The sequence below is a fragment of the Novosphingobium bradum genome (assembly GCF_042646485.1).
Taxonomy (GTDB): Bacteria; Pseudomonadota; Alphaproteobacteria; order Sphingomonadales; family Sphingomonadaceae; genus Novosphingobium; species Novosphingobium bradum.
The window spans coordinates 37,110-62,166 of record NZ_JBHRTQ010000009.1; the positions used below are offsets into that span (position 1 = coordinate 37,110).

The following is a 25,057-nucleotide window of genomic DNA, read 5'->3' on the forward strand; positions in this document are numbered from 1 at the left end:
CGTGTCCCCGGGGCACCGCTGCGCTCCTGAATTGATCGAAGTCGTTGACAGGTGCAGCCTGGTCCTATCCACTCGCCCCAGTTTCGTTTCACGGGGACCTGCCATGACAACGAAGTCCAGCCTGCACCTTTCGACCCTTGCCGTTCTCGCCAGCAGCGTCGCGCTGTTGGCGGCTATGCCGGGCGCGGCGCAGCAGAAGCCAAGTTCCGGCCCCGTCGCCCGCTACGATATGCGCGCGGGCACTATCTCCGGCGCAGGGGCCGGCGGGCGCGGGGGGATGGGGGCGGCGATGATGTTTGGCGGGGGGCGGCGGTCCAACAACGTCCAGCGCGAGCTTTACCTGCGGTTGGGGTCTTCGCAGGCGGCCACGGGCAGCCCCAAGGCGGATCATTTCATGCCCGATGGGGCGCTGCTCGGCCGCTCCGTGCCGCTGGCGACCCCGCGCGAGGAGCGGGTTCCGCCTGAGGGGTTTCCCGAGGGGCAGCGGCCCAAGGGGCGGTTGCTGGTTTATTGGGGCTGCGGCGAGCACGCCGGGGCGGGGCAGCCGGTGGTTATCGATTTTGCCAGGCTGGCGGCGGGGCAGGTGCCGCCGGGGCTGTGGTCGTCCACCGTGCTGCGTGACTGGGGGCCGACCATTGCCAACAGCCGTACCTTCGGGCGCTGGCCGGCGGAGGATGGCAAGTTCGTGAAGCCGGGTTCCTCGCTGATCGGGGCGCACCGGGTGGCGGGGAACTATTCGCCGGAGATTTCCTTTACCCTCGCCAAGGACTTCATGGCGCCGCTGGCTACACGGCTGCGGTCGTTGCCTTCGGGTTCGCGGTTGCTCGCCTGGGATGCGATCCCCGATGCCACGGGCTATCTGGCGGGGCTGTTCGGCGGGTCGATGAACCAGCGCGGGGAGATGGGGGACATGGTCATGTGGTCAAGCTCCGCCACGCGGCAGTTTGGCGGGGGGCTGGAGGACTGGCTCTCGCCGGGGCAGGTGGCGGGGCTGGTGCGCGATCGCACGGTGCTGGGGCCGGAGAAGACCTCGTGTGCCATTCCGGCCGAGGTGATCCGCGATGCCGGGCAGTTCCGCATGGGCCGGTTGACCGCCTTCGGGCCGGAGGAAAGCTTTGCCTATCCGCCGCGCCCGGCCAATCCCAAGGCGGCGTGGAATGTGCAGTGGACCGCGCGGGTGCGGCACAAGTCGTCCACGAGCTGGATGGATATGCCTGGGATGGGCGGCATGGGCGGCATGGGGCAGGGCGGCGACGATCCGCGCGGCCAGCCGCAGGAGCGGCCCCGGCGCGGGCTGGGCGGGATGCTGGGCGGCGGGCTGGGGTTCTGATCGGCGGAACCTGAGCCCCCACGCCAACCCCTCCCCCACGGGGAGGGGCTTCGGGACGGCGCAGGTTGCGGCCGGGGCTTGACGGCACCGGGCGGCGGCACCCACCATCGCGCACGTACACACGTAAGGACGCCTCAGCCCGCCATGCAACTTGTCATCGTTGAATCCCCGGCCAAGGCCAAGACCATCGAGAAGTATCTCGGCAAGGACTACAAGGTCCTCGCCTCCTACGGCCACGTGCGCGACCTGCCGGCCAAGGACGGGTCGGTGCGGCCCGACGAGGACTTCGCGATGGACTGGGAGCTCTATGGCGACAAGCAGAGCCGCGTGCGCGACATCACGGACCTGGCCAAGCAGGCCGACCGCCTGATCCTGGCGACCGACCCTGACCGCGAGGGTGAGGCGATTTCGTGGCACGTGCGCGAGCTCTTGGCCAAGCGCAAGGCGCTGCCCAAGGAGGTGGAGCGGGTCACCTTCAACGCGATCACCAAGGACACGATCCTGGCCGCGATGAAGGCGCCACGCGAACTGGACCAGGATCTGATCGACGCCTACCTGGCCCGCCGCGCGCTGGATTACCTGTTCGGCTTCACGCTTTCGCCGGTGCTGTGGCGCAAGCTGCCCGGCGCCAAGAGCGCAGGCCGCGTGCAATCGGTGGCGCTCAGGCTGATCGTCCAGCGCGACCGCGAGATCGAGGCCTTCAAGCCGCAGGAATACTGGTCGGTCGTCGCCCGGATGGAGCAGGGTGGGACCGAGTTCAAGGCGCGGCTGGTGCGGTTCGACGGGCAGAAGCTCGATCGGCTGAGCCTGGGCGAGGAAGGCATCGCCCTGCGCGCCAAGGCGCTGGTGGAAAGCGCCACCTTCCGGGTGGAGGAGGTGGAAACCAAGCCCACCCGGCGCAATCCCTGGCCGCCGTTCACCACTTCCACCCTCCAGCAGGAAGCGGCCCGCAAGCTGGGCTTCTCCGCCAGCCACACCATGCGCGTGGCCCAGACCCTGTATGAGGCCGGGGCCATCACCTATATGCGGACCGACGGCGTGCAGATGGACCCTTCGGCCATCTCGGCTGCCCGCGCCGCCATTTCCGATCGTTTTTCCGGCCACTTCCTGCCCGAAAAGCCCCGGCACTATGAAACCAAGGCCAAGAACGCGCAGGAAGCCCACGAGGCGATCCGGCCGACCGATTTCGGCAAGGACCGTTATGGGGCGGGTGACGAGGCGCGGCTTTATGACCTGATCTACAAGCGGGCCATGGCCAGCCAGATGGCTTCGGCCAATATCGAGCGCACCACGGTCACCTTGCGCGAAGGCACCGGGAACCATGAGCTGCGCGCCACCGGCCAGGTGGTGAAGTTCCCCGGCTTCCTTGCGGTCTACGAGGAATCGCTCGACCAGAAGGCCGAGGGCGACGAGGACGAGAGCGGCCTCCTGCCGGCGATGAGCGCGGGCGATTGCCCGGCCAGGAAGGGCGTGGACGCTACCCAGCACTTCACCCAGCCGCCGCCGCGCTATTCCGAGGCCAGCCTCGTCAAGCGGCTGGAGGAGCTGGGGATCGGCCGGCCTTCCACCTATGCCGCCACGCTCCAGGTGCTGAAGGACCGCAGCTATGTTCGCACCGAGAAGAACCGCTTCTTTGCGGAGGAAAGCGGGCGCCTGCTGACCGCCTTTCTCGAACGCTTCTTCGAGCGCTATGTCGCCTATGATTTCACCGCCGGCATGGAGGAGGAGCTCGACGACGTTTCGGGCGGGCGCGAACAGTGGAAGACCCTGCTCGCCAAGTTCTGGAAGGACTTCAAGCCCAAGTCCGACGAGGTGATGGAGCGCAAGCCTTCGGAAGTGACCGAGGCGCTCGACGAGTTCCTTTCGGACTACCTGTTCCCCGACAAGGCCGATGGCACCGATCCGCGCCAATGCCCCAAGTGCGGTGCGGGCCGACTGGCGCTGCGCGGCGGCAAGTATGGCGCTTTCGTGGCCTGTTCCAACTATCCGGAATGCAAGTTCACCCGCAAGTTCGCCCAGCCGGGCGGCAGCGAAGGCGGGGACGACGAAGGTCTGGGCAAGGATCCGGTGAGCGGGCTTGAAGTTACCCGCCGGACCGGGCGCTTCGGCCCCTATATCCAGCTGGGCGAAGGCAAGGAGGCCAAGCGCGCCTCGATCCCCAAGGACATCCCCGAGCTGGACCTGGACTGGGCGCTCAAGCTGCTCTCGCTCCCGCGCGAGGTGGGCCTCCATCCCGAAACCCAGCTGCCGATCACCGCCTCGATCGGGCGCTATGGGCCTTACCTGGTCCATGACAACAAGTATGCCCGCCTGAAGGCCACCGCCGAGGTGTTCGAGACGGGGATGAACGCCGCCGTGGTCAAGCTGGCGGAAGCGGCGGCCAATGCCGGCGGGCGCGGCGGGCGGCAGGCGGCTGAACCGCTCAAGGTCTTCGGCAAGCATCCGACCTCTGGCGGGGACATCAAGCTGATGGCCGGGCGCTACGGGCCTTACGTAACCGACGGCACGACCAACGCCACCCTCCCGCGCGACAAGAAGCCCGAAGACCTGACCGAGGCCGAAGCCGTGGTCCTGATCGACGAGCGCGCGGCCAAGGGGCCGGCCAAGGGCAGGAAGAAGGCTGCGGCGAAGAAGACGCCCGCGAAGAAGGCTCCGGCCAAGAAGGCTGCGGCGAAGAAGACGCCCGCGAAGAAGGCTCCGGCCAAGAAGGCTGCGGCGAAGAAGCCGGCCGCGAAGAAGGCGCCGGCCAAGGCGAAGGCGGCGGCGGAATGAGCGACAAGTTCGCCCGCCACAAGCAGCCGTGGAAGCCCGACGAGTTGCAGAAGCTCCAGGTCCTTGCCGGAAAGGGCAAAGGCCTGAAGGAGATCGCCAAGGCGCTCAACCGGACGGAGGAGAGCACCAAGGACGCGGCGCGGCAATATGGGTTCAATATTGCCAAGCTGCGGTAGCGGTCATCCCCGCTCACCCTGAGCCTGTCGAAGGGGGAGCGGATATTACGTATGCGGCAGTGCCTGCCTGGAATTAGATGACATGAGATTGAAGCGCCGGTCTCCCCTCCCCATTGGGGAGGGGCTGGGGGTGGGGGTACGGCGCTGGCGTGGAACCCCCATCCCAACCCTTCCCCAACGGGGAAGGGCTTTGCGCTTCAACGCAATGTCATCCCGCTCTACCCCGCCTTCCTTGCAAACCAGATCGTGTGCCTTGGCCCCTTGCCGTTGGAGCGTGCGCGCACGGTGATGTCTTCCACTTCGAAGCCGGCGCGTTCCAGCCGGCGGGTGAAGGCGGGATCGGCATAGGCCGACCAGACGGCGAGAATGCCGCCGGGGCGCAGGGCGTTCATCGCCGCGCGCAGGCCCGACTTGCTGTAGAGGCCGTTGTTGTCGGCCCGCACCAGGCCATCGGGGCCATTGTCGACATCGAGCAGGATCGCGTCGTATTCGCCGCGCGCGCCGTCGATGGCGAAGGCGACATCGCCCATCATCAGGCGCACGCGCTTGTCATCGAGGCAGCCGGCGGCAAGGTCCGCCATCGGCCCGCGCGCCCATGCGATGATCTCGGGGACCAGTTCGCACACGATCAGTTCGGCGTTCGGCCCGGTGGCGGCCTGGGCCGCGCGCAGGGTGAAGCCCATGCCGTAGCCGCCGATCAGCATACAGGGCGCCTTTTGGCGAGCCGGGGCGAGCCGGGCCAGGGTCTGTTCGGCGAGCGCGATCTCCGAGCCGCTCATCCGGCTGCTCATCAGTTCGTTGCCGCCCAGCACGATCATGAAATCGCGATCATGGCGGAACAGGCGCAGTTCCTCGCCCCCCGGCACCTGCGCGGTGCCCAGCAGTTCGCGCGCGATCATCGGTTGGTCTCCAGCATCTGTTCGAGCCTTTCGGCAATCGCCGCATGGGCCGCGATCATCGGGTGCATCGCAATTCCGCCCGGCCGCAGGCTCGCGCCTTCGCTCCACGGCTGGGGCGCGCAGGCATCGTGGCCACGGGTGAGGGCCGAGGCAGCAAGCAGCCGCGCCCCGCTGCGGCGCGCGGCCTCGGCGGTAACCCGCGCGAGGCGAGCAGCGGCCGCGCGGCCCGCCTCGGCTTGCGGTTCGGCAATGCCCAGGGCCGCGCAGGTGCCCTGTGGCGGGACCACGACGGGATAGTCGACGAATACCACCACGGCCCGCGGGGCGCGTCGCCGCGCTTCGTGGCCGATCCGCTGCATAGCCCGGGCAAGCGCGGTCCATTCCGCCGGAGTGGGCGCGGCATGGGGCGGACAGCGCGGCGGCGCATCGGCGCGCGCCGCGCAAACGCTGGCGAACAGGTTGCTGACGAAGCGCACGTCATTGCCACCCACGGTGATCGTCACCAGCCGGGTGTCGGGCGTGATGGCGTCGATCTGGGGCGCAAGTTCGTTCCACGGGCCGAGCAGGTGGGCCGTGGTCGCCCCGCTGCAACTGGCATCGACCAGCTTGAGCCGCAGCCGGGCGGCAAGCACCCGCGCATAGCTGAGCGAGCCGCGCCCGCAGCGTGCCGGCTCACCGGGGACCGGCTCGCCCACCCCGGGGCCGGCGGCATAGGAGCTGCCGAGCGCCACGTAGCGCGCGCCTTCGGGCAAGGGCCGGGCCAGGGCTCCACCGGTGAGGGCCAGGGCGCTGGCTGTCGCCAGAGCCGTTGTTGCGAGTCTCATGGTCATCTCCCGGATCACACGAAGCTGTAGGGGTCGACATCGACCGCGACCCGCACGCCCGGCGGGAAGGTGAGCCCGCCCAGCCATTCGCGGATGATCGCCTGCACTTGCACCGAACGCCGCGCGTTGACCAGCAGGCGATAGCGGTGCCGGCCGCGCAGCAGGGCCATGGGGGCGGGCGCGGGGCCAAGCACCATCAGATCGGGCAGGCGGGGGGCGCAGCCGCCGATGGCCCGGGCGGCGTCGCGGGCCTCGGCCTCGTCCTCGCTCGAAACGATGATCGCGGCCCAGCGGCCGAACGGCGGCGCGCCGGCATCGCGGCGGCTTTCGGCCTCGGCCTGGTAGAAGGCATCGCGGTCGCCGCTGGCCAGGGCAGCGATGACCGGGGCTTCGGGGTGGCGGGTCTGGATCAGCACTTCGCCGGGCTTTTCCCCGCGCCCCGCGCGGCCCGCCACCTGGGCGATCTGCTGGTAGGTGCGTTCGCCCGCGCGCAGATCGCCACCTTCGAGGCCAAGGTCGGCATCGATCACGCCCACCAGGGTGAGCTCGGGGAAGTGATAGCCCTTGGTGACCAGCTGCGTGCCGACGATGACATCGACCATGCCGGCCTCCACGGTCTCCACGAATTCACCGATCTTGCCCGGCGAATTGAGCGTATCGGAGGTGACCACGGCGAGGCGGGCCTCGGGAAAGCGTTCGGCCACTTCATCGGCGATCCGCTCCACCCCCGGTCCGCAGGCGACCATGCAATCGGGCGTGGCGCATTCCGGGCAGGCCTCGGGCGTGGGCACCTCGTGGCCGCAGTGGTGGCAGGCGAGCCGGCGCGAGAGCCGGTGCTCGACCAGCCAGGCGGTGCAATTGGGGCACTGGAAGCGGTAGCCGCAATGGCGGCACAAGGTGAGCGGGGCATAGCCGCGCCGGTTGAGGAACAGGAGCGATTGCTCGCCGCGCAGCAGCCGGTCCTTGAGCGCTTTCACCAGCGGGGGCGAGAGCCAGTGCTGGCGTTCGGGCTGGGCCACGCGCAGGTCAACCACCTCGATCGCCGGTAGCTGTGCCCCGCCGAACCGCGCGGCCAGCGCGATCCGCCGGTAGACCCCGGCTTCGGCCAGTTGCATCGATTCCAGCGCCGGTGTGGCGCTGGCGAGGATCACCGGAATGCCTTCGAACCTGGCGCGGATCACCGCCACGTCGCGCGCGTTGTAGCGCACCCCGTCGTCCTGCTTGAAGGAGACTTCGTGGGCTTCATCGACTACGATCAGCCCCAGCCGCGCATAGGGCAGGAACAGGGCCGAACGCGCGCCGACCACGACCTGCGCTCCGCCATGATCGCCCCCGCGCACGATCGCCCGCCAGGCGCGCCGGCGCTCGCTGGCCTTGAGGTTGGAGTGCCACAGCACCGGGGGCACGCCGAAGCGGGCCTCGAAGCGGCGCAGGAAGTTCTGGGTCAGCGCGATTTCGGGCAGCAGCACCAGCACCTGCCGGCCCGTGGCGATGGCCGCGGCGATCCCTTCGAAATAGCACTCGGTCTTGCCCGAGCCGGTCACGCCATCGAGCAGGAACGGCTGGAAGGTGCCAGCCTGAACCGCTTCCACGAACAGGTCGGCGGCTTCCTGCTGGTCGGCGGAAAGGTCGGGCTGGGCATGGGCGGGATCGGCCGGGGGGAAGGGGCGGTCGGTATCCACGGTCACCGGCTCCAGCGCGCCGGCGCCCACCAGCCCGCGCAGCACCGCCTCCGACACGCCCGCCCGCTCGGCCAGTTCGCGCAAGGAGCCCTGCTCGTCGTGAAGCGCATCGAGCGCGACCGCGCGCTGGGGGGTGAGCCGGGCGGGAACCTCGCCGGTCAGCCGGTATTCGGTGGTGGTCGCCCCGCCGCGCAGCGCCGCGAGCGAGCCCAGCGCCATGCGTGCCACCCCGGCCAGCGAGGCGCAGTAATAGTCGGCGGTCCATTCGATCAGGCGGCGCAAGGGGGCGGCCAGCGGCGGCACCGGCAGCGCTTCCAGGAGCGGGCGCAGGCGCGCGTCGGGCACTTCGGTGGCGGGCAGGCGTTCGGCCTCCCACACGATCCCCAGCACCTGGCGCGGCCCCAGTGGCGCGATCACCAGACTGCCCGGCTCCACGGCCATGCCTGCTGGGACGCGGTAATCCAGCGGGCCGAGGGCGGCGTTGAGGACAAGCAGGCGGACGCGGCGCATGGGGGCGCTATATGGGGCGCGGGCGGGCTGCACTAGTCCCCGCCTTGGCCCTTCGCTTTGGCCCCCGCTTTGGCCCCTCAGCCTTGGGGCTGGCCCCACCCCGGTGCAGACCCTATAGGCAAGGGGAATCATTGCCCGGAGCATTCCCGTGAAGTTCTTCGCCGACACCGCTGAAATCGCCGACATCAAGGACCTGGCCGCCACCGGCCTGCTCGATGGCGTGACCACCAACCCCTCGCTCATCGCCAAGTCGGGGCGCGACTTTATCGAGGTAACCCGCGAGATCTGCGGCCTGGTCGATGGCCCGGTCAGCGCCGAAGTGGTCGCGCTTGACCATGCCGGCATGATGCGCGAGGCCGAAGTGCTCCGCAAGATCGCCGACAACGTGTGCATCAAGGTGCCGCTCACCATCGATGGTCTCAAGACCTGCAAGGCGCTGACCGGCGAGGGCACCATGGTCAACGTCACCCTGTGCTTCTCGGCCGCCCAGGCGCTGCTGGCCGCCAAGGCCGGGGCAACCTTCGTCTCGCCCTTCGTGGGCCGGCACGACGACAACGGCTTCGACGGGATGCAGCTCATCTCCGACATCCGGCTGATCTACGACAACTATGCCTTCGCCACGGAAATCCTGGTGGCCTCGGTGCGCCACGGCATCCACGTGCTCGAAGCCGCGAAGATCGGCGCCGACGTGATGACCGCGCCGCCGGCGGTCATCAAGGGGCTGGTCAAGCACGTGCTCACCGACAAGGGCATCGAGGGCTTCCTCGCCGACTGGGCGAAGACCGGCCAGTCGATCTGAGGGGCTGCGCGAGCACCCTTCGACAGGCTCAGGGTGAACGGACTTCGACAGGCTCAGGGTGGGCGGTGTTGGGGGACTTGAACTTTTGTCCGCTCGGGCTGAGCTTGTCGAAGCCCCATGTCCCGAGGGACGTTTGACTGAGTATAATGGCTGACGAATCCCCCCTCGACCGTTTCCGCTCCGCGCTGACCGGCGCCAGCCGCGCCATCGCGGCCGACGCCGAGGTGGACGTGGTGTGGACCGGCGACAGTCCGGCGCTCACCGGCCAGTCGCTGCGGGTGCCGATGCCGGCCCGCTCGCTCCCGCCCGAGCAGGCCGCGCTCGCCCGCGGGTTCGCCGATAGCTTCGCCCTGCGCCTCAGGCACCACAACGAAGCGCTCCATGCCCGCCACGCGCCGGCCGAGCCGGTGGCACGGGCCTGTTTCGACGCGGTGGAAACGGCGCGCTACGAGGCGCTGGGCGCGCGCGACTTCGCCGGAATGCGCGGCAATCTCGATGCCGCCACCGAATTGCGGACCGCTTCCGATCCGATCGCCCGCGCCGCCAGCGCCGAGGAGGTGCCGCTGGCCTCCGCGCTCGGCCTGCTGCTGCGCGAGCGGTTGACCGGGCAGGCCGTGCCAGCCTCGGCCCGCGCCGGGGTGGACCTGGTGCGCGGCTGGATCGACAGCCGGGCCGGCGGCGATTTCGACGCGCTGGCCCACTCGCTGGAGGATCAGCAGGCCTTCCAGAGCCGGGCGCTGGATATGCTCCAGCATCTCGAACTGACCCGGACCGAGGTGGACCAGCCGGAGCCGACCGAGCCGGAAGACCAGGACGGCGAGGAGGAAACCCCCGACGAGGAACGCGGCAACGAGAGCGGCGAGGATGACCAGCCGGCCGAATCCGCCCCCAAGCCCGCCGCCGGCGAGGACGAGGGCGAGGAGCAGAACCAGAGCGAGACCGACAACAGCGACGACGACGCCGACGACGGTGACGAGGGCGAGGAGGGGATGCTCCCGGTCCGCCCGAACCGTCCGTGGACCGACCTGCCGTCCGATTTCGACTACAAGGTGTTCACCGACAGGTTCGACGAGGTGATCTCGGCCACCGAGCTGTGCGACGACGAGGAACTGGGCCGCCTGCGCGCCTATCTCGACGCCCAGCTCAAGGGCTTGCAGGGCGTGGTCACGCGGCTGGCCAACCGGCTCCAGCGCCGGCTGATGGCCCAGCAGAACCGGTCGTGGGATTTCGACCAGGAGGAAGGCCTGCTCGATGCCGCGCGGCTGGCCCGCGTGGTCATCACGCCGGGCCATTCGCTGTCCTACAAGATCGAGCGCGACACCGAGTTCAAGGATACGGTGGTCACGCTCCTGATCGACAATTCCGGCTCGATGCGCGGCCGGCCGATCTCGATCGCGGCGATCAGCGCCGACGTTCTCGCGCGCACGCTGGAGCGCTGCGGGGTCAAGACCGAGATCCTCGGCTTCACCACCCGCGCTTGGAAGGGCGGGCAGAGCCGCGATACCTGGCTTTCGGCCGGCAAGCCGCCCCAGCCGGGCCGCCTCAACGACCTGCGCCACATCGTCTACAAGCAGGCGGACGAGCCGTGGCGCCGCGCCCGCAAGAGCCTGGGCCTGATGATGCGCGAAGGGCTGCTCAAGGAAAACATCGACGGCGAGGCGCTGCTCTGGGCGCATTCGCGCCTGCTCGCCCGCCCGGAAGACCGCCGCATCCTGATGGTCATCTCCGATGGCGCCCCGGTTGATGATTCCACGCTCAGCGTGAACTCATCGGGCTATCTCGAGCAGCACCTGAGGAAAGTGATCGACTGGATCGAGAAGCAATCGCCGGTCCAGCTCGTGGCCATCGGCATCGGCCACGATGTCACCCGCTACTATCGCCGCGCGGTGACCATCATGGATGCCGAGCAACTGGGCGGCACGATCATCGAGCAACTCGCCGGCCTGTTCGAGGAAGAGTGAGGGGAAACGCCAAGCCATGAACGTCACCGAAGCCGTTCGCAGCCGCCGTTCCGTGCGCGCCTTTACCGGCCAGCCGGTGCCGTTCGAGACTATCCGCGATCTCCTGGAGGGCGCCCGCTGGGCGCCATCGGGGTGCAATTTCCAGCCGTGGGAGGCCACCGTGCTGACCGGCGAGGCGCTCGCCGCGCTTCAGGCCAAGCTGCTCGCCGCCGCGCCCGACGATCCGCTCGAATACCGCTTCGATGCGCCCAATGCCTCGCCCCGCCACCTCGCGCGGCTCCAGGAACTGGGCGGGCAGATGTATGGCGCGATGGCCGTGGGCCGCGGCGATGCCGATGGCCGGGCCGATTTCGCCCGCCAGAACGCGCGCTCGTTCGGCGCGCCGGTCCTGCTGCTGGCGCATTTCCCCAAGCTGATGGGGCCGCCGCAGTGGTCGGACGTGGGGATGTGGCTGCAGACCATCATGCTGCTGGCGCGCGAGGCCGGGCTGGACACCTGCCCGCAGGAATACATGGGAATGTATGGCCGCACCATCAAGGCGCACCTCGGCCTGTCCGACGATGCCTTGCTGTTCTGCGGCCTCGCCCTGGGCTACCGCGACGCGGACGCGCCGGTGAACCAGTTCGAGCGCAGCCGCGTGGCCCTGGCCGACCAGGTGACCTTCGCCGGCTTCGAGACGGTGCCCGCCTGAACCGGCCCTGTTGACGGAGGCGGCAAAGCGCCGCAAGGCGCTGCGCGCCATGACCGACACCAGCCCCCCGCTCGTCCTGTTCAACAGCCTCACGCGCCAGATGGAGCCATTCCAGCCGGTCCACCCCGGGGAAGCGCGGGTCTATTCGTGCGGACCCACGGTCTACAACTACCCGCACATCGGCAATATGCGCGCCTATGTGTTCGCCGATGTGCTGGGCCGCACGCTGAGCTTCAAGGGCTACAAGCTCACCCACGTGATCAACATCACCGATGTGGGCCACCTCACCGACGATGCCGATGCCGGCGAGGACAAGATGGAGAAGATGGCCCGGGCCGAGGCGCGCTCGATCTGGGACATCGCCGAACACTACAAGCAGGCCTACTGGGCCGATGTGCAGGCGCTGGGCATCCGCCAGCCGGCGCGGTGGACCGTGGCGACCGACTATGTGCCCCAGATGCTGGACTTTGCGAAGAAGATCGCTCCCGCCCACTGCTACGAGCTGGACAGCGGCCTCTATTTCGACGTCTCCACCGTGGCCGACTATGGCCGGCTCGCCCGCGCCCAGACCGAGGAAGGAGAGGGCCGGATCGAGGCCGTGGAAGGCAAGCGCAATGCCGCCGACTTCGCGATCTGGCGCAAGACCCCGCCGGGCGAGAAGCGCCAGATGGAATGGGACAGCCCGTGGGGCCGGGGCGCGCCGGGCTGGCACCTGGAATGCTCGGTGATGAGCGGCGAGGTGCTGGGCTTCCCGTTCGACATCCACACCGGCGGGATCGATCACCGCGAGATTCACCACCCCAACGAGATCGCCCAGAACCAGGCCTTCTGCTGCACCGATGGCCTTGACCTTGCGGCCAACAGCGGCGCGCGCCTGTGGATGCACAACAATTTCCTGGTTGAGCGCAGTGGCAAGATGAGCAAGTCCTCGGGCGAGTTCCTGCGGCTGCAACTCTTGATCGACAAGGGCTTCCACCCGCTCGCCTACCGCCTGATGTGCCTCCAGGCGCATTACCGCAGCGAGCTGGAATTTTCCTGGGAAGGCCTCGCCGCCGCGCTCACCCGGCTGAAGCGCATGGTGATGCAGGTCGATGCCCTGAAGGCGCGCGCCGATGCCCCGGCGGGGGCCGCATCGGGCAAGTTCCAGCCCTTCCTCGAACGGTTCGACGCCGCGATCTCCGACGATCTCAACACCGCCGTGGCGCTCACCGTGCTGGATGAGGTCGTGGCGCTCAAGAAGGCCGATCCGGCCGAAAAGCTCGCCACGATTGCCGCGATCGACGCCGTTCTCGGCCTGAACCTGCTGGGCCTCGCCCGCGCCGACCTGCGCCTGCGCCCCAAGGCCGCGACCATCACCGAAGCCGAAATCGAAGCCGCGCTCGCCGCCCGCAAGGAGGCCCGCGCGGCCAAGGACTTCGCCCGCTCCGACGCCCTGCGCGACGAACTGGCCGGGCAGGGCGTGGAGGTGATGGACGGCGATCCGCTCGGCTGGGAGTGGGCGCTGGGCTGAAAGCCGCCGGCCGCTCGTCTCTGCGCGGAACCCGGCTCGGGCCTTACAGGTCCTCGAGCAGCAGGATCTCGATCTCCATGGTCAGCTGCGCGGTCGGCACGTGCTGGTGGCTGACTTCGCGGACCTGGGCATCGGCGACGATGTGGCCGGGAATGTCGAATTCGTGGTCGGCCAGTTCGGCGATCACCCGTTCGGCCGCGGCGATCGCGTCGGCGCCGGCGAAGGCGAGGGCCAGGGTGTGGCGCGCGCCCGAGAAGGTCACGCTGGCCCAGGGCCGTTCATCATGGCGCAGCAGGTCGCCGTGGCCGCCGGCCAGCTTGAGCACCTGGCCCAGCAGGCGCATCCAGTTGCCGCGCGGGTGGGGGCGCGGCCGGTTGCGGTCGTGGTGTGGGCGGATCGCCGCCTTGCGTTCGAGAATGGCGCGACGCTCATGCAGCATGGGGGTTCCTCCTGAATTCGTTCATGAAATGTTCCACACGTTTCGCGGTATGGGTGCGGGGCGTGCGGCCGTTGCGGAGATCCTGCACGAAGCGCGGATCGTGGGTGGCGAGGCGTCCGAACTTGGTCCACGGCATTCCTGTTTCCCGCAGGAACCGTTCGATCTTGGTGAGCAGCATTGTGTTTCCGGCTCCGACTCGGTCTCGTTGAAACGATTACATCACGGTGGAAATCCTACTTGTCTAGGAAAAATACTTCGCCTATGCAGGATTCATGGTTACCACCGATCCCCGCGCCCGCCTGCTTGCCCTTGCCACCGAACAGGGGGTGAGCCTTGCCGCGCTGTCGGCCCTGATTGGCCGCAATTCCACGTATCTCCAGCAATTTGTCCGCAAGGGCAGCCCGCGCAAGCTGGAGGAGCAGGACCGCCGCCGCCTGGCCGAATTCCTTGGCGTGGCGGAGGGGGATCTGGGCGCGCCGGAGTATAATTCCTCCGCATCTGTCAGCAACTTGGCTGGTAAACGCGGCGTCAGCCCTGTCTGGCTGGATATTCCGCGCCTCGCGGTCGAAGCCTCGGCCGGGCCGGGCGCCTTTCCCGGCGCCGACGAGGCGGTGGGCGCCCTGCGCTTTTCCGCCCGGTGGCTGCGCCAGCAGGGATTCGAGCCGGGCCAGCTCAGCGCGATTCTCGTCGCGGGCGATTCGATGGAGCCGCTGCTGCGCGATGGCGACGAGATCCTCGTCGATCGCACCCCGCGCCCCTTGCGCGATGGGGTCCACGTCGTGCGGGTGGGCGACAGCCTGATGGTCAAGCGCGTGCAGACCGGCGTTCCCGGCCGCGTCGTGCTGGAAAGCCAGAACCCGGCCTACCGCCCGATCGAACTGGCGCCCGACGAGGTCGAGATCGTGGGCCGGGTGGTGTGGAAGAGCGGGCGGCTGTGAGCCATTGATTCCCGCCGCCGGAGCCGCCATCTGCTGGCTCCATGACCGAAACCCTTCCGCTGCGCGCCGCGATCGTCCCCGTCACGGCCTTTGAACAGAACTGCTCGTTCCTGTGGTGCACCGCCACGATGCGCGGCGTGCTCGTCGATCCGGGCGGTGACCTGCCGCGCCTGAAGGAGGGAATCGCGAAGGCCGGGATCACGGTGGAGAAGATTCTCGTCACCCACGGCCACATGGACCATTGCGGCATGGCCGGCGTTCTGGCGCAGGACCTGGGCGTGCCGATCGAAGGCCCGCACGAGGACGATCGCTTCTGGATCGAGAAGCTCGACGATCCGGCCTCGCGCTATGGCATGGAAGGCCACAGCTTCGAGCCGGATCGCTGGCTCAAGGATGGCGACAAGGTCCGCTTCGGCCAGATCGAGCTCGACGTGATCCATTGCCCCGGCCACACGCCGGGCCACGTGGTGTTCCACCACGCCCCCTCGCACCTCGCGGTGGTGGGCGATGTCCTGTTTGCCGGCTCGATCGGGCGCACCGATTTCCCGCGCGGCAACCACGAAGACCTGATCCGCTCGATCACCGAAAAGCTCTGGCCGCTGGGCGACGAGACGACCTTCATCCCCGGCCACGGCCCCACCGGCACCTTCGGCCACGAACGCCGCACCAACCCCTTCGTGGCCGACCGCAACTTCGGATAGGCGCGGGCGTCGTCCCGGGGCGCCTGAAGCCTGTTTCAGCCTGGCTGAAACAGGTGCGGCACCAGCCCGCTCCCGTCTCGTTTGCACCTGAACATCCGGGGGATGTTCAGGTGGTAGAGGGCCGGCCACCCATAGAATACCTTGCCATGGGTGGCCGGGTGGGGGAGCGGGCTGGTGCCGTTTCCACGTCAGTGGAACAAGCTCGCGTCCGTTACATCTGCCCCAGCGCGATCAGCACGGCGACCACGGCCAGGCCGATCGCGGTCAGCATGGTGGTCATCGTGCCGAGGCCGCGGCCCCATTGCAGCGAGCCGCCGTCCATCCCCAGGCCATGCAGCACCCGGCCGAGCATGAAGGCGGCGCCCACCGGGGCCAGCCACTGGCCGCCCTTCTGCGCGGCCTCGATCAGGCCGATCAGGATGAGCACCAGCGGCACGTTCTCGGCAAAGTTCAGCTGCGCGCGCATCCGGCGCTCGATCGCCTCGTGCCCGCCGGTGCCGACCGAGACCTTGTGCCGATGGCGCAACTGGCCGATGCGGATGCCCAGCCAGAAGTTGATGATCGCCGCGGCCGCGGCAAGGCTCAGTGTGGTTTGCAGCAACATGGTTCATCCCCCCGTTGAATTGCTTCGCGTGCTAGCCCGGCAATGCTTGCAACGCACGACAAAATCGCTATAGGCGCGCCTTCGCTCCGCAGCCCCGCACTGGCAGGCCGCGGTCCTCGACAGATTGTAGAATTCAGGAACAGGTGCCGAAATGGCTGTCCCCAAGAGAAAAACGTCCCCGTCCCGCCGGGGTATGCGCCGCAGCCACGACGCGCTGACTGTCGACGCTTTCCACGAATGCTCGAACTGCGGCGAACTGAAGCGCCCGCACAACCTGTGCAACGCCTGCGGTCACTACAACGGTCGCGAGATCGTCGCTGTCGGCCTCTGAGCCGTAACCGCAGGGGTTTGGGGGGATGAACCTGCCGCGTATCGCCGTCGATGCGATGGGCGGGGATGTGGGCGTGCGCGTCATGGTCGAAGGCGCGGCGCTTGCCCGCCGGCGGCATGACCGGTTCAAGTTCCTGCTGGTCGGTGACGAGCCGCAGATTCGCGCCGCGCTCGAGAATCATCCCAACCTCAAGGCCGCGTCGGAAGTCCTCCACGCGCCTGACACGATCAGCGGCGAGGACAAGCCGAGCCAGGCCTTGCGCCGCGCCAAGACCACGTCGATGGGCATGGCCGTCGATGCGGTGAAGCGCGGCGAGGCCGGGGCGGCGGTGTCCGCCGGCAATACCGGCGCGCTGATGGCGATCAGCAAGCTGGCGCTGCGGACGCTCCCGGGGATTGACCGGCCGGCGCTGGCCGCGCTGCTGCCCACGCTCGGCGACAATGACCTGATCATGCTCGATCTGGGCGCCAATACCGAGTGTGATGCCCGCAACCTCGTCCAGTTCGCGATCATGGGTGCGGCCTATTCGCGCATCGTCACAGGCCTCGAATCGCCGCGGGTGAAGCTGCTCAACATCGGCACCGAGGACAACAAGGGCACCGACGACCTCAAGCTGGCCGCCACCGAGCTGAAGGCCGCGGCCGACAAGCTGGCGATGAGCTTCGAGGGCTTCACCGAGGCCGACAAGATCTGCCGCGGCGATGTCGACGTTGCCGTGACCGACGGCTTTTCCGGCAATATCGCGCTCAAGGCGGTGGAAGGCACGGCGCGTTTCGTGGCCGACCTGCTGCGCCGGTCCTTCGCCTCGTCGCTGCGCTCGAAGATCGGCTTCCTGATCTCGCGCCCCGCCACCGAGCTGCTCAAGCACCATCTCGATCCCAACAACCACAACGGCGCGGTCTTCCTCGGCCTCAACGGGGTCGTGGTGAAAAGCCATGGCAGCGCCAACGCCGTGGGCGTCGCCAATGCCGTGGCCGTGGCCGCGCGCCTGCTGGAAGAAGACCTGACCCAGCGCATCCACGCCGACCTTGCCCGCGTGGGGGCCGATGGCCTGCTCCGCTCGGCCCGCAACGGCAGCAAGAAGCGCGAAGGAAATCCCGAATGACCCGTCGCTCGGTGGTGATCGGAACCGGCTCGGCCCTGCCGCGGCGCTGCGTGACCAACGCCGAAATGGCGGCCATGGTCGACACGACGGATGAGTGGATCGTCGAGCGCACCGGCATCCGCCAGCGCTACATCGCGGGCGAGGGGGAAACCACCAGCTCGCTGGGCACCCAGGCGGCCCGCGCGGCCTGCGCGGCGGCCGGCGTCGATCCGGCCAGCGTCGACCTGATCGTGCTGGCCACGGCCACGCCCGACCAGACCTTCCCGGCCACGGCCACGATCGTCCAGGACGCGCTGGGCGCCAATGGCGGCATCGCCTTCGACGTGGCGGCGGTCTGCTCGGGCTTCCTCTATGCGGTGGGCGTGGCCGATTCGATGCTGCGCTCGGGCATGGCCCGGCGCGCGCTGGTGATCGGCGCGGAAACCTTCAGCCGCATCCTCGACTGGGAAGACCGCACCACCTGCGTCCTGTTCGGCGACGGTGCCGGCGCGATCCTGCTGGAAGCGCGCGAGGTTGACGAGGCCCACGGCCCCGGCATTCTCGCCACCCGCCTCCACGCCGATGGCCAGCACAACGAGCTGCTGTTCGTCGATGGCGGGCCGTCCACCACCGGCACGGTCGGCAAGCTCAGGATGCGCGGCAAGGAAGTGTTCAAGCACGCGGTGACCAATCTGGCCGACGTGCTGCGCGAAGTTCTGGAAGCCGCCGGCCTGCCGGCCGAGCACCTCGACTGGGTGGTGCCGCACCAGGCCAACAAGCGCATTCTTGACGGCACGGCCCGCAAACTTGGCCTCTCGCCCGACAAGGTGGTGGTCACGGTCGACCAGCACGCCAACACCTCGGCCGCCTCGGTGCCGCTGGCGCTTGACGTGGCGGTGCGGGACGGACGGATCCAGCCCGGCCAGCTGGTCATGCTCGAGGCGATGGGCGGCGGCTTCACCTGGGGCGCCAGCCTTATCCGCTTCTGACGCCTGATCTGCGTCTGGCGCTTGATCTGCGTTTGACGCCCGGCCGGTTTTCGACGCCCGGCCGGTTTTCGACGCCCGGTTCGTCCGCTAAGCTGGATCCGAATCCCAATTCCCGGCCGATTCTCTCGTGGGCAGGAGTCCCGCTCGGGAAGCGCATGATCGGGCCTGATCGGGCCTGATCGGGGCTGATTGATGCGGCGCGGCTCCTAACTTTGGTGATGGATTATCGGGAAAATGGCCGACAATTTGCCGGATTTCTGAAAAAATCCCATCCCGCACAAGCGATTGCGTTGCGTTTCGCCAATCCGTTGATAGTCTTGCACGTGGGAAATCAAGGGGTCGCAGGTCAACTTGGGGAAGGGGCTTAGATGCGTTCGATGAGTACGCTTACGCGTGCCGATCTGGCCGATGCGATCAATCGCCGGCTTGGCTTTTCACGCAGTGAATCGTTGGGCATGGTCGAATCCATCCTGGGCCATATGTGCGATGCCCTGGCCGAAGGCGAAAATGTGAAGATCTCCGGCTTCGGCACTTTCCTGCTGCGCGACAAGGCGGAGCGGATCGGCCGCAATCCGAAAACCGGCGTCGAGGTGCCGATCACCCCGCGCCGCGTGCTCACCTTCCGCGCCAGCCAGATGCTGAAGGACCAGATTTGCGGGCTGTGAGCCCCTCGGGATAGATGTCCATGCCGGAAGCTCCGCCGTTCTCGCTGTTCGATTCCACCCCGGCGGACCTGCCGGTGGCGGGCCAGCCAGCAGCGGGCAGAGGTGGCCTTGGCGCGGCGCGCGTTGTCGCGGCTCCCTTTGCCGACGGAAAAGCCGCCGATGCCCTGCGGACCATCGGCGAGGTGGCCAGCGCGCTGGGCATCCGCCAGCACGTGCTGCGCTACTGGGAGGAGCAGTTCCCGATGCTGCGGCCGCTCAAGCGCAGTGGCAGCCGCCGCTACTATCGCCCGGCGGACATCGCCCTGGTCCAGTTGATCGATCGCCTGGTCCACCACGAAGGCTATACCCTGCGCGGCGCCCGGCTGGCGATCGAAGGGCGCGGCGCCGAAGCCGTGGCGGAGCGGACCGAACCTGTTGCCGCCAGTCCGGCGCCCGCGTCGGCAGGGGGCGCCCACCTTGTCGATCGCCTGAAGCACATTCGCGCCCGGCTCGCGTCGGCTGGCGGCTGAGCAGGCCCGCGGGGCTTCCCGCTGGCCGGGGTCAATCGTCGATCAGCACCGGCCCAAGGTCGGGATCGAGATCGCGCGGGCGCATCAGGTGGACCAGGCGGGCGCAGCCGTCGTCGAGATCGGCCCATTTGCCCACGTCGAGTTCCAGCACGGCATAGGTCGCGGTCGGGAACTTTTCCTCGACCAGGTCGCGCAAGGGCGATGAGCCATCGTCGGGCACCAGGTCGAAGATCAGGTCTTCCAGCCCGGGATTGTGGCCGACCAGCAGGACCGCGCGGGTCGGCTCGGGGATTTCGCGCAGGAGGTCGGCAAGGGTGGCCGAGGAGGCGAGGTAGATCCGCCGGTCCCATTCCACCGGCACCGTGCGCCCCGCCGCCTCGGCCGCCATCTCGATGGTCTGGGCCGCGCGCACCGCCGGCGAGGCGATGACCCGCTGCCACAGGACGCCGTGCTCGGCGATGTGCCGCCCCATCACCGCCGCGCCCTTGCGCCCGCGCTGGTTCAGCGGCCGGTCGAAATCGCGCGCGGTCGCATCGTGCCAGTCGGACTTGGCGTGGCGGAACAGGCCGAGAAGCTTCTTCATCGCAAGATCACCATGGCCGCATCATGCCCGCAAAGCTCATCCATCGCGCGCCTGATCAGCCTCCTCGTGCGGGCGGGATTCGCCGCGTGGGCCATGAACCCCCGCGCTCACCCGTTGTAAAGCCTCCGCAAGCGTCAGGCGGTGGATCGGCGTGCCAGGCGGGAAGGCGCCGAGCAGCCGGCTGGGGAAGGCGGAGGAGAGCACGACGAAGTGGCCATGATCGTCCTTGCTGCGGATCAGCCGGCCGAAGGCCTGGGCCAGCCGCGCGCGGATCAGCCGGTCGTCCGCCGCGGATCCCCCGCTCGCCGCGCGCCGGGCGCGGTGGAGGATCGAGGGCTTGGGCCAGGGGACCTGTTCCATCACCACCAGCCGCAGCGAGCGCCCCGGCACGTCCACCCCGTCGCGCAGGGCATCGGTGCCGAGCAGGCTGGAGCGGGGATCGTCGCGGAAGATATCTACCAGGGTGCCGGTGTCGATCGGATCGACGTGCTGGGCATAGAGCGGCAGGCCGCCGCGGGCGAGCCGGTCGGCGATGCGGCCGTGGACCGCGCGCAGCCGGCGGATCGCGGTGAACAGGCCCAGCGCCCCGCCGCCGGCCGCCTCGATCAGCCGGCCATAGGCGCCGGCCAGGGCCGAAATGTCGCCCTTGGGCACGTCGGTGACGATCAGCACCTCGGCCTGGGCGGCATAGTCGAACGGGCTTTCCGCCGCGAACAGGCGCGGGGCCGCATCCACGTGGGCCGCGCCGGTGCGGGCCACGGCCGAATCCCAGTCCACCTGGCCCGGGGCTTGCGAGCCATCCTTCTCCTGGTTGTCCTTCGCCCGGCCATCCTTTGCCCGGTCGGTCAGGGTGGCACTGGTCATCATCACCCCGTGGGCGCCTTCCAGCACCACCCGGGCAAAGGGCTTCATCGGATCGAGCCAGCGCCGGTGCAGGCCGATGTCGAATTCGCGCGCGTCGGAACGGTCCACCGCCAGCCAGTCGACGAATTCCGGGTCGACCGGGCCGCCCAGCCGCTGGAGCAGGGCTTCCCAGGCGGCGATCAGGTCGATCCGCCAGGCCAGCGAATGGCGCGCGCCCTCGATCCGGGCGCGGCCGGCGCCATCGAGCCAGTCGGGCGGGTCGGCCATGATCGCCTCCAGCCGGGCGCCGAGGCGCACCAGCGGCTGGCGCAGGCCGGCCAGAGCGCCCTGCGCCTTGCCGGCCAGTTCGATGAATTCGCCCGGCAACTGCGCGGCTTCGGTTTCCAGGCCATAGCCCGCTTCCTGCCCGCCGCTTTCATCGCGCGCATGGACCAGCGCGCGCACGCCGGCCAGCAGCTCCTCGATCTCGCCCGAGGGCGCGCCTTCGGCCAGCCGCTGGAGCCAGCCGTCGGCGGGCAAGGCTTCGGCCGCCTCGCGCGCGGCGGCGATCGCCTCGGCGCCGGCCTCGTCATAGGAGGCGATATCGGCCAGCCGCGCCGAAAGCCCGCGCCGCCGGCCCTTGGTGCCGCGCTCGGGGCCGATCACCCAGCGCCTCAGTTCGATCGCCTCGGTGCCGGTGAGCGCGGCGGCGAAGGTGGAATCGGCCGCCTCGAACACGTGATGGCCCTCGTCGAACACGATCCGGGTGGGGCGCTGGGCATGATCTCTGCCGCGCGCGGCGTTGACCATCACCAGCGCGTGGTTGGCGATGACCAGATCGGCCTGGGCGCTGGCCCGCGCGGCGCGTTCGATGAAGCATTTGCGATAGTGCGGGCAGCCGGCATAGACGCATTCGCCGCGCCGGTCGGTCAGCGCGGCGATCCCGCGCTGACGGAACAGGGTGCCAAGCCAGCCGGGCAGGTCGCCGCCAACCAGGTCGCCGTCCTGGGTGTAGCTGGCCCAGCGCGCCACCAGCTGCGCCAGGATTGCCGCCCGCCCGTTGAAGCCGCCCTGCAAGGCGTCTTCCAGGTTGAGCAGGCACAGGTAGTTCTCCCGGCCCTTGCGGACCACCACCGGCTGGCTGCCATCGGCGCGCGGCCCCGGCCAGGCGCGCCGGCTTTCGCGCCGCAACTGGCGCTGCAAGGCCTTGGTATAGGTCGAGACCCAGACCGTGCCGCCGCTTTCCTGCGCCCACAGCGAGGCGGGCGCGAGATAGCCCAGCGTCTTGCCGATGCCGGTGCCGGCCTGGGCGAGGACCAGGTGCGGTTGGCCTTCCTTGCGGCGCGGGGCGAAGGCCCGGGCGGTTTCGCGGGCATAGGCCTGCTGGCTGGGGCGCTGTTCCGCGCCGCTGCCGGTCAGCTGCGCCAGCCGCGCGGTGACCGCCTCATCGTCGAGCAGGGTCTGGGCCGGCTGGGGCCGCTCGGGCGCCTCGTCCCATTCGGGCAGGCGCGAGAACAGCCAGCGCTCGGCGCGCTCGGGCCGGGCGATGTGGCCGGCCAGGAGGGGCGCCCAGGTCCAGCGCAGGCGGGCGAGCGACTGGAGCTGGGTCCAGGCGCCATCGCGCTCGGCCCAGTGCGCCGAGCCGCAGGTATCGAGCAGGACGCCGGCCGCCGCGAGGAGGAATTCGGGCACGGCGCCATCGCTGTCCGGCTCGGCGAGGCCCAGCGCGTGGGCCAGCCCCTTGGGCGTGGGCACCACGAAGCGCGCGGGATGGATGAAGGCGAACAGTTCCAGCAGGTCCAGCCCGTTGAGGTCGGGATAGCCCAGCCGGCTGGCGACCAGCGGCGCGTTGAGCAGGACCACCGGCGTATCGGCGGCGGCCATGATCGCCTCGCCCTTGCCGATGGCCCGTGTTGCCGATCGGCCTGTTCGCGCCTGGCCCGTTCCCGACTGGTCCTGGCGCCCGCCTTCGTGCAGCCAGCAGCCGCCATGGCTGGCATGAAGCGCGGGAAGGGTGAGGGCGGGCATTCCCGATCCATGCCGGGCGCGGAACGAAAAGTAAACACGGCCGGCGGCGCGGATGGCCGCCGACCCGTCAGGCCCGCCCGATCAGCCGCTGCCAGAACGGCCGGTCCGACCAGTCCATCGGCTTGATCGGGCCATAGGTCAGCCGCCTCATGCACGGATCGAGCGTCTGGTGCGGCGCAAGCCAGCGGTCGGGGCGGGAACCGGAGATGGTGGCACCGGACAACATCATGCGAGATAGGCCCATGAGAGCTCCCCTGACGAAGCGGAGGGCGGGCGATCCGGGCAGGTCCGTCCGTGCCCCCTCAATCGAACGCAATGATCCGGGCCGGCTTGGGTTCCCGAGCTTGCGACGGGCCGGGGCCGGGGGCGTCCCGCAAGGGGAAAAGGGCTTGCACCAGCCGCCGCCATCCGCAAGAGCGCGGCCCATGACTGACGCCGCCCTGACCTCGCCCGAAGTGCTTGCCGCCGCCCAGGTTTCCAAGGCCTGGCCGTTCGAGGAGGCGCGCAAGCTCCTCAAGCGCTTCCCGCAAGGCAAGCAGAGCGGCGCTCCCGTGTTGTTCGAGACTGGCTACGGCCCCTCGGGCCTGCCGCACATCGGCACGTTCCAGGAAGTCCTGCGGACCACGCTGGTGCGCCGCGCCTACGAAGTCCTGACCGCCAATGAATCCGGGGCGGCCGCGCCCACCCGGCTGGTGGCCTTCTCGGACGACATGGACGGGCTTCGCAAGGTGCCCGACAACATTCCCAACCAGGGCCTGCTTGCCGCCCACATCGGCCATCCGCTGAGCCGCATTCCCGATCCGTTCGATCGCTATGAAAGTTTCGCCCATCACAACAACGCGATGCTGCGTGACTTTCTCGACCGCTTCGGGTTCGACTATGAATTCGTCTCGGCCTCCGATCGCTACAATTCCGGCCAGTTCGACGAAGCCCTGCGCGGTGTCCTCAGGAACTGGCAGGCGATCATGGACATCATGCTGCCCACCCTGCGCGAGGAACGCCGGCAGACCTATTCCCCGGTCCTGCCGATCTCGCCCACCACCGGCCAGGTGCTCCAGGTGCCGGTCACCGTGCTCGATGCCGAGGCCGGGATCGTGCGCTTCCACGATCTGGGCGAGGATATCGACCATTGCATTCTCGGCGGCCAGGCCAAGCTGCAATGGAAGGTCGACTGGGCGATGCGCTGGGTGGCGCTCGGCGTCGATTACGAGATGTGCGGCAAGGACCTGACCGATAGCGTCACCCAGTCCGGCCGCATCGCCCGCGTGCTGGGCGGCCAGCGCCCCGAAGGCCTGATCTACGAGCTGTTCCTTGATGAGAAGGGCGAGAAGATCTCCAAGTCCAAGGGCAACGGCCTCACCATCGAGCAGTGGCTGACCTACGGCAGCGAGGAAAGCCTCGGCTTCTACCTGTTCCGCGAGCCCAAGAGCGCCAAGAGCCTGCACGTCGGCATCATCCCGCGCGCGGTCGACGAATACTGGCAGTTCCGCGAGAAGCTGCCCGCCCAGCCGATCGAACAGCAGCTCGGCAACCCGGTGTGGCACTTGCTGCGGACCAACGGTGCGCCGCAGGGCGAGGGTGAAGGCGTGGATAAGGGGCTGGCGGTCACCTATGGCCTCCTGCTCAACCTCGTCGGCGTGCTGGGGGCCAATGCCAGCCGCGACCAGGTCTGGTCCTATCTCGGCAACTACGTGGAAAACGCCGATCCCGCCGCGCACCCCGCGCTCGACAATCTCGTCGGCAAGGCGCTGGCCTACAACCGCGATTTCATCGCCCCCACCCTCGTGCGCCGCAAGCCCGACGCGAACGAGGCCAAGGCGCTGGCCGCGCTCGACGAGGAGCTGGCCGGCATGGACGAAACCGCCACGGCCGAGGAACTCCAGAACCTCGTCTACGAGATCGGCAAGGATCCCCACTTCGGCTTCGAAGCCCTGCGCGACTGGTTCAAGGCGCTTTACGAAACCCTGCTCGGCTCCGCCCAAGGCCCGCGCATGGGCAGCTTCATCGCGCTCTATGGCGTCGAGAACACCCGCAAACTGATCGCCGAGGCGCTCGGCGGCGCGTGAACGGGGGCGGGCTGACCGCGCCCGGCGATCCACCGGCCTGTTAATCGATCGATTAAAACCTATTGACGCGGGAAATCCCCCGTGCCTTAGCGCGAGGCCAGAGTCCCGGAACTTCAAGGGGGG

At 68.9% G+C, this 25,057-nt stretch carries 24 protein-coding genes; 15 read left to right on the top strand and 9 right to left on the bottom strand.

Features of this window, described 5'->3' with window-relative positions; all coding sequences use genetic code 11:
• Positions 1–103 precede the first annotated feature (103 nt).
• The 3 genes from ACFOD9_RS10485 (at position 104) to ACFOD9_RS10495 (ending at position 4,278) form a co-directional block, all read left to right on the top strand.
• Positions 104–1,330, top strand: coding sequence for a hypothetical protein (locus ACFOD9_RS10485; RefSeq protein WP_379510065.1), 1,227 nt, complete (start codon positions 104–106; stop codon positions 1,328–1,330).
• Between the two features lie 144 nt (positions 1,331–1,474).
• Complete coding sequence (gene topA, locus ACFOD9_RS10490) at positions 1,475–4,102, top strand: type I DNA topoisomerase (RefSeq protein WP_379510066.1); 2,628 nt, start codon at positions 1,475–1,477, stop codon at positions 4,100–4,102.
• On the top strand, positions 4,099–4,278 hold the full coding sequence (locus ACFOD9_RS10495) for a hypothetical protein (protein WP_379510067.1): 180 nt from the start codon (positions 4,099–4,101) through the stop codon (positions 4,276–4,278). Before topA ends, ACFOD9_RS10495 begins: the two co-directional genes overlap by 4 nt.
• A gap of 218 nt (positions 4,279–4,496) precedes the next feature.
• On the opposite strand, the gene ACFOD9_RS10500 is transcribed toward ACFOD9_RS10495, so the two are convergent.
• The 3 genes from ACFOD9_RS10500 to ACFOD9_RS10510 are packed head-to-tail and all read right to left on the bottom strand — an operon-like array spanning position 4,497 to position 8,193.
• Positions 4,497–5,177, bottom strand: a complete 681-nt coding sequence (locus tag ACFOD9_RS10500; RefSeq protein ID WP_379510068.1) for a spermidine synthase — start codon at positions 5,175–5,177, stop codon at positions 4,497–4,499.
• Positions 5,174–6,001 (bottom strand): SGNH/GDSL hydrolase family protein, encoded by an 828-nt coding sequence (locus ACFOD9_RS10505; RefSeq protein WP_379510069.1) that lies wholly within the window; start codon positions 5,999–6,001, stop codon positions 5,174–5,176. Before ACFOD9_RS10505 ends, ACFOD9_RS10500 begins: the two co-directional genes overlap by 4 nt.
• A 14-nt stretch (positions 6,002–6,015) precedes the next feature.
• The gene (locus tag ACFOD9_RS10510; protein ID WP_379510070.1) at positions 6,016–8,193 is read right to left on the bottom strand and encodes a primosomal protein N'; all 2,178 of its coding nucleotides are present in this window, start codon (positions 8,191–8,193) and stop codon (positions 6,016–6,018) included.
• 148 nt (positions 8,194–8,341) lie between these two features.
• Here ACFOD9_RS10510 and fsa point away from each other — a divergent pair, with 148 nt between their 5' ends.
• The 4 genes from fsa (at position 8,342) to cysS (ending at position 13,154) form a co-directional block, all read left to right on the top strand.
• Positions 8,342–8,992: a fructose-6-phosphate aldolase gene (fsa, locus tag ACFOD9_RS10515; RefSeq protein ID WP_379510071.1), complete on the top strand. Its 651-nt coding sequence runs from the start codon at positions 8,342–8,344 to the stop codon at positions 8,990–8,992.
• A 146-nt stretch (positions 8,993–9,138) separates the two neighbouring features.
• Positions 9,139–10,953, top strand: coding sequence for a cobaltochelatase subunit CobT (gene cobT / locus ACFOD9_RS10520; RefSeq protein WP_379510072.1), 1,815 nt, complete (start codon positions 9,139–9,141; stop codon positions 10,951–10,953).
• 16 nt (positions 10,954–10,969) lie between these two features.
• On the top strand, positions 10,970–11,644 hold the full coding sequence (locus ACFOD9_RS10525; RefSeq protein ID WP_379510073.1) for a nitroreductase: 675 nt from the start codon (positions 10,970–10,972) through the stop codon (positions 11,642–11,644).
• A gap of 49 nt (positions 11,645–11,693) precedes the next feature.
• Positions 11,694–13,154: a cysteine--tRNA ligase gene (gene cysS, locus ACFOD9_RS10530; protein WP_379510074.1), complete on the top strand. Its 1,461-nt coding sequence runs from the start codon at positions 11,694–11,696 to the stop codon at positions 13,152–13,154.
• A 43-nt stretch (positions 13,155–13,197) separates the two neighbouring features.
• On the opposite strand, the gene ACFOD9_RS10535 is transcribed toward cysS, so the two are convergent.
• Both ACFOD9_RS10535 and ACFOD9_RS10540 read right to left on the bottom strand, forming a co-directional pair.
• Positions 13,198–13,593, bottom strand: a complete 396-nt coding sequence (locus ACFOD9_RS10535; protein ID WP_379510075.1) for a hypothetical protein — start codon at positions 13,591–13,593, stop codon at positions 13,198–13,200.
• Positions 13,583–13,771, bottom strand: coding sequence for a hypothetical protein (locus ACFOD9_RS10540; RefSeq protein ID WP_379510076.1), 189 nt, complete (start codon positions 13,769–13,771; stop codon positions 13,583–13,585). Before ACFOD9_RS10540 ends, ACFOD9_RS10535 begins: the two co-directional genes overlap by 11 nt.
• Before the next feature lie 94 nt (positions 13,772–13,865).
• On the opposite strand from ACFOD9_RS10540, the gene ACFOD9_RS10545 reads away from it, so the two are divergent.
• Positions 13,866–14,531: a S24 family peptidase gene (locus ACFOD9_RS10545; protein WP_379510077.1), complete on the top strand. Its 666-nt coding sequence runs from the start codon at positions 13,866–13,868 to the stop codon at positions 14,529–14,531.
• A gap of 41 nt (positions 14,532–14,572) precedes the next feature.
• Positions 14,573–15,232 (top strand): MBL fold metallo-hydrolase, encoded by a 660-nt coding sequence (locus ACFOD9_RS10550; protein WP_379510078.1) that lies wholly within the window; start codon positions 14,573–14,575, stop codon positions 15,230–15,232.
• A gap of 211 nt (positions 15,233–15,443) precedes the next feature.
• On the opposite strand, the gene ACFOD9_RS10555 is transcribed toward ACFOD9_RS10550, so the two are convergent.
• Positions 15,444–15,836: an MAPEG family protein gene (locus ACFOD9_RS10555; protein WP_379510079.1), complete on the bottom strand. Its 393-nt coding sequence runs from the start codon at positions 15,834–15,836 to the stop codon at positions 15,444–15,446.
• Between the two features lie 151 nt (positions 15,837–15,987).
• On the opposite strand from ACFOD9_RS10555, the gene rpmF reads away from it, so the two are divergent.
• The 5 genes from rpmF (at position 15,988) to ACFOD9_RS10580 (ending at position 19,414) form a co-directional block, all read left to right on the top strand.
• Positions 15,988–16,167, top strand: a complete 180-nt coding sequence (gene rpmF / locus ACFOD9_RS10560; RefSeq protein ID WP_379510080.1) for a 50S ribosomal protein L32 — start codon at positions 15,988–15,990, stop codon at positions 16,165–16,167.
• 25 nt (positions 16,168–16,192) lie between these two features.
• Complete coding sequence (gene plsX, locus ACFOD9_RS10565; RefSeq protein ID WP_379510081.1) at positions 16,193–17,272, top strand: phosphate acyltransferase PlsX; 1,080 nt, start codon at positions 16,193–16,195, stop codon at positions 17,270–17,272.
• Complete coding sequence (locus tag ACFOD9_RS10570; RefSeq protein ID WP_379510082.1) at positions 17,269–18,240, top strand: beta-ketoacyl-ACP synthase III; 972 nt, start codon at positions 17,269–17,271, stop codon at positions 18,238–18,240. The genes plsX and ACFOD9_RS10570 overlap by 4 nt, the downstream gene beginning before the upstream one ends.
• A 368-nt stretch (positions 18,241–18,608) precedes the next feature.
• Positions 18,609–18,905, top strand: a complete 297-nt coding sequence (locus tag ACFOD9_RS10575; protein WP_379510083.1) for an integration host factor subunit alpha — start codon at positions 18,609–18,611, stop codon at positions 18,903–18,905.
• A gap of 20 nt (positions 18,906–18,925) precedes the next feature.
• Positions 18,926–19,414 (top strand): MerR family transcriptional regulator, encoded by a 489-nt coding sequence (locus ACFOD9_RS10580; protein ID WP_379510084.1) that lies wholly within the window; start codon positions 18,926–18,928, stop codon positions 19,412–19,414.
• Positions 19,415–19,445: 31 nt separating this feature from the next.
• Here the strand turns inward: ACFOD9_RS10580 and ACFOD9_RS10585 are convergent, their stop codons facing one another.
• The 3 genes from ACFOD9_RS10585 to ACFOD9_RS10595 form a co-directional block, all read right to left on the bottom strand.
• Positions 19,446–19,997 carry a SixA phosphatase family protein gene (locus ACFOD9_RS10585; RefSeq protein ID WP_379510085.1) on the bottom strand — a complete coding sequence of 184 codons (552 nt, stop codon included), beginning with the start codon at positions 19,995–19,997 and terminating at the stop codon, positions 19,446–19,448.
• Positions 19,998–20,033: 36 nt separating this feature from the next.
• Complete coding sequence (locus tag ACFOD9_RS10590; protein WP_379510086.1) at positions 20,034–22,868, bottom strand: ATP-dependent DNA helicase; 2,835 nt, start codon at positions 22,866–22,868, stop codon at positions 20,034–20,036.
• Between the two features lie 67 nt (positions 22,869–22,935).
• A complete protein-coding gene (locus ACFOD9_RS10595) occupies positions 22,936–23,097 on the bottom strand; it encodes a hypothetical protein (RefSeq protein ID WP_379510087.1) in 162 nt (53 codons plus the stop codon).
• 196 nt (positions 23,098–23,293) lie between these two features.
• On the opposite strand from ACFOD9_RS10595, the gene ACFOD9_RS10600 reads away from it, so the two are divergent.
• The gene (locus ACFOD9_RS10600; RefSeq protein WP_379510088.1) at positions 23,294–24,934 is read left to right on the top strand and encodes a lysine--tRNA ligase; all 1,641 of its coding nucleotides are present in this window, start codon (positions 23,294–23,296) and stop codon (positions 24,932–24,934) included.
• Positions 24,935–25,057: the final 123 nt, after the last annotated feature.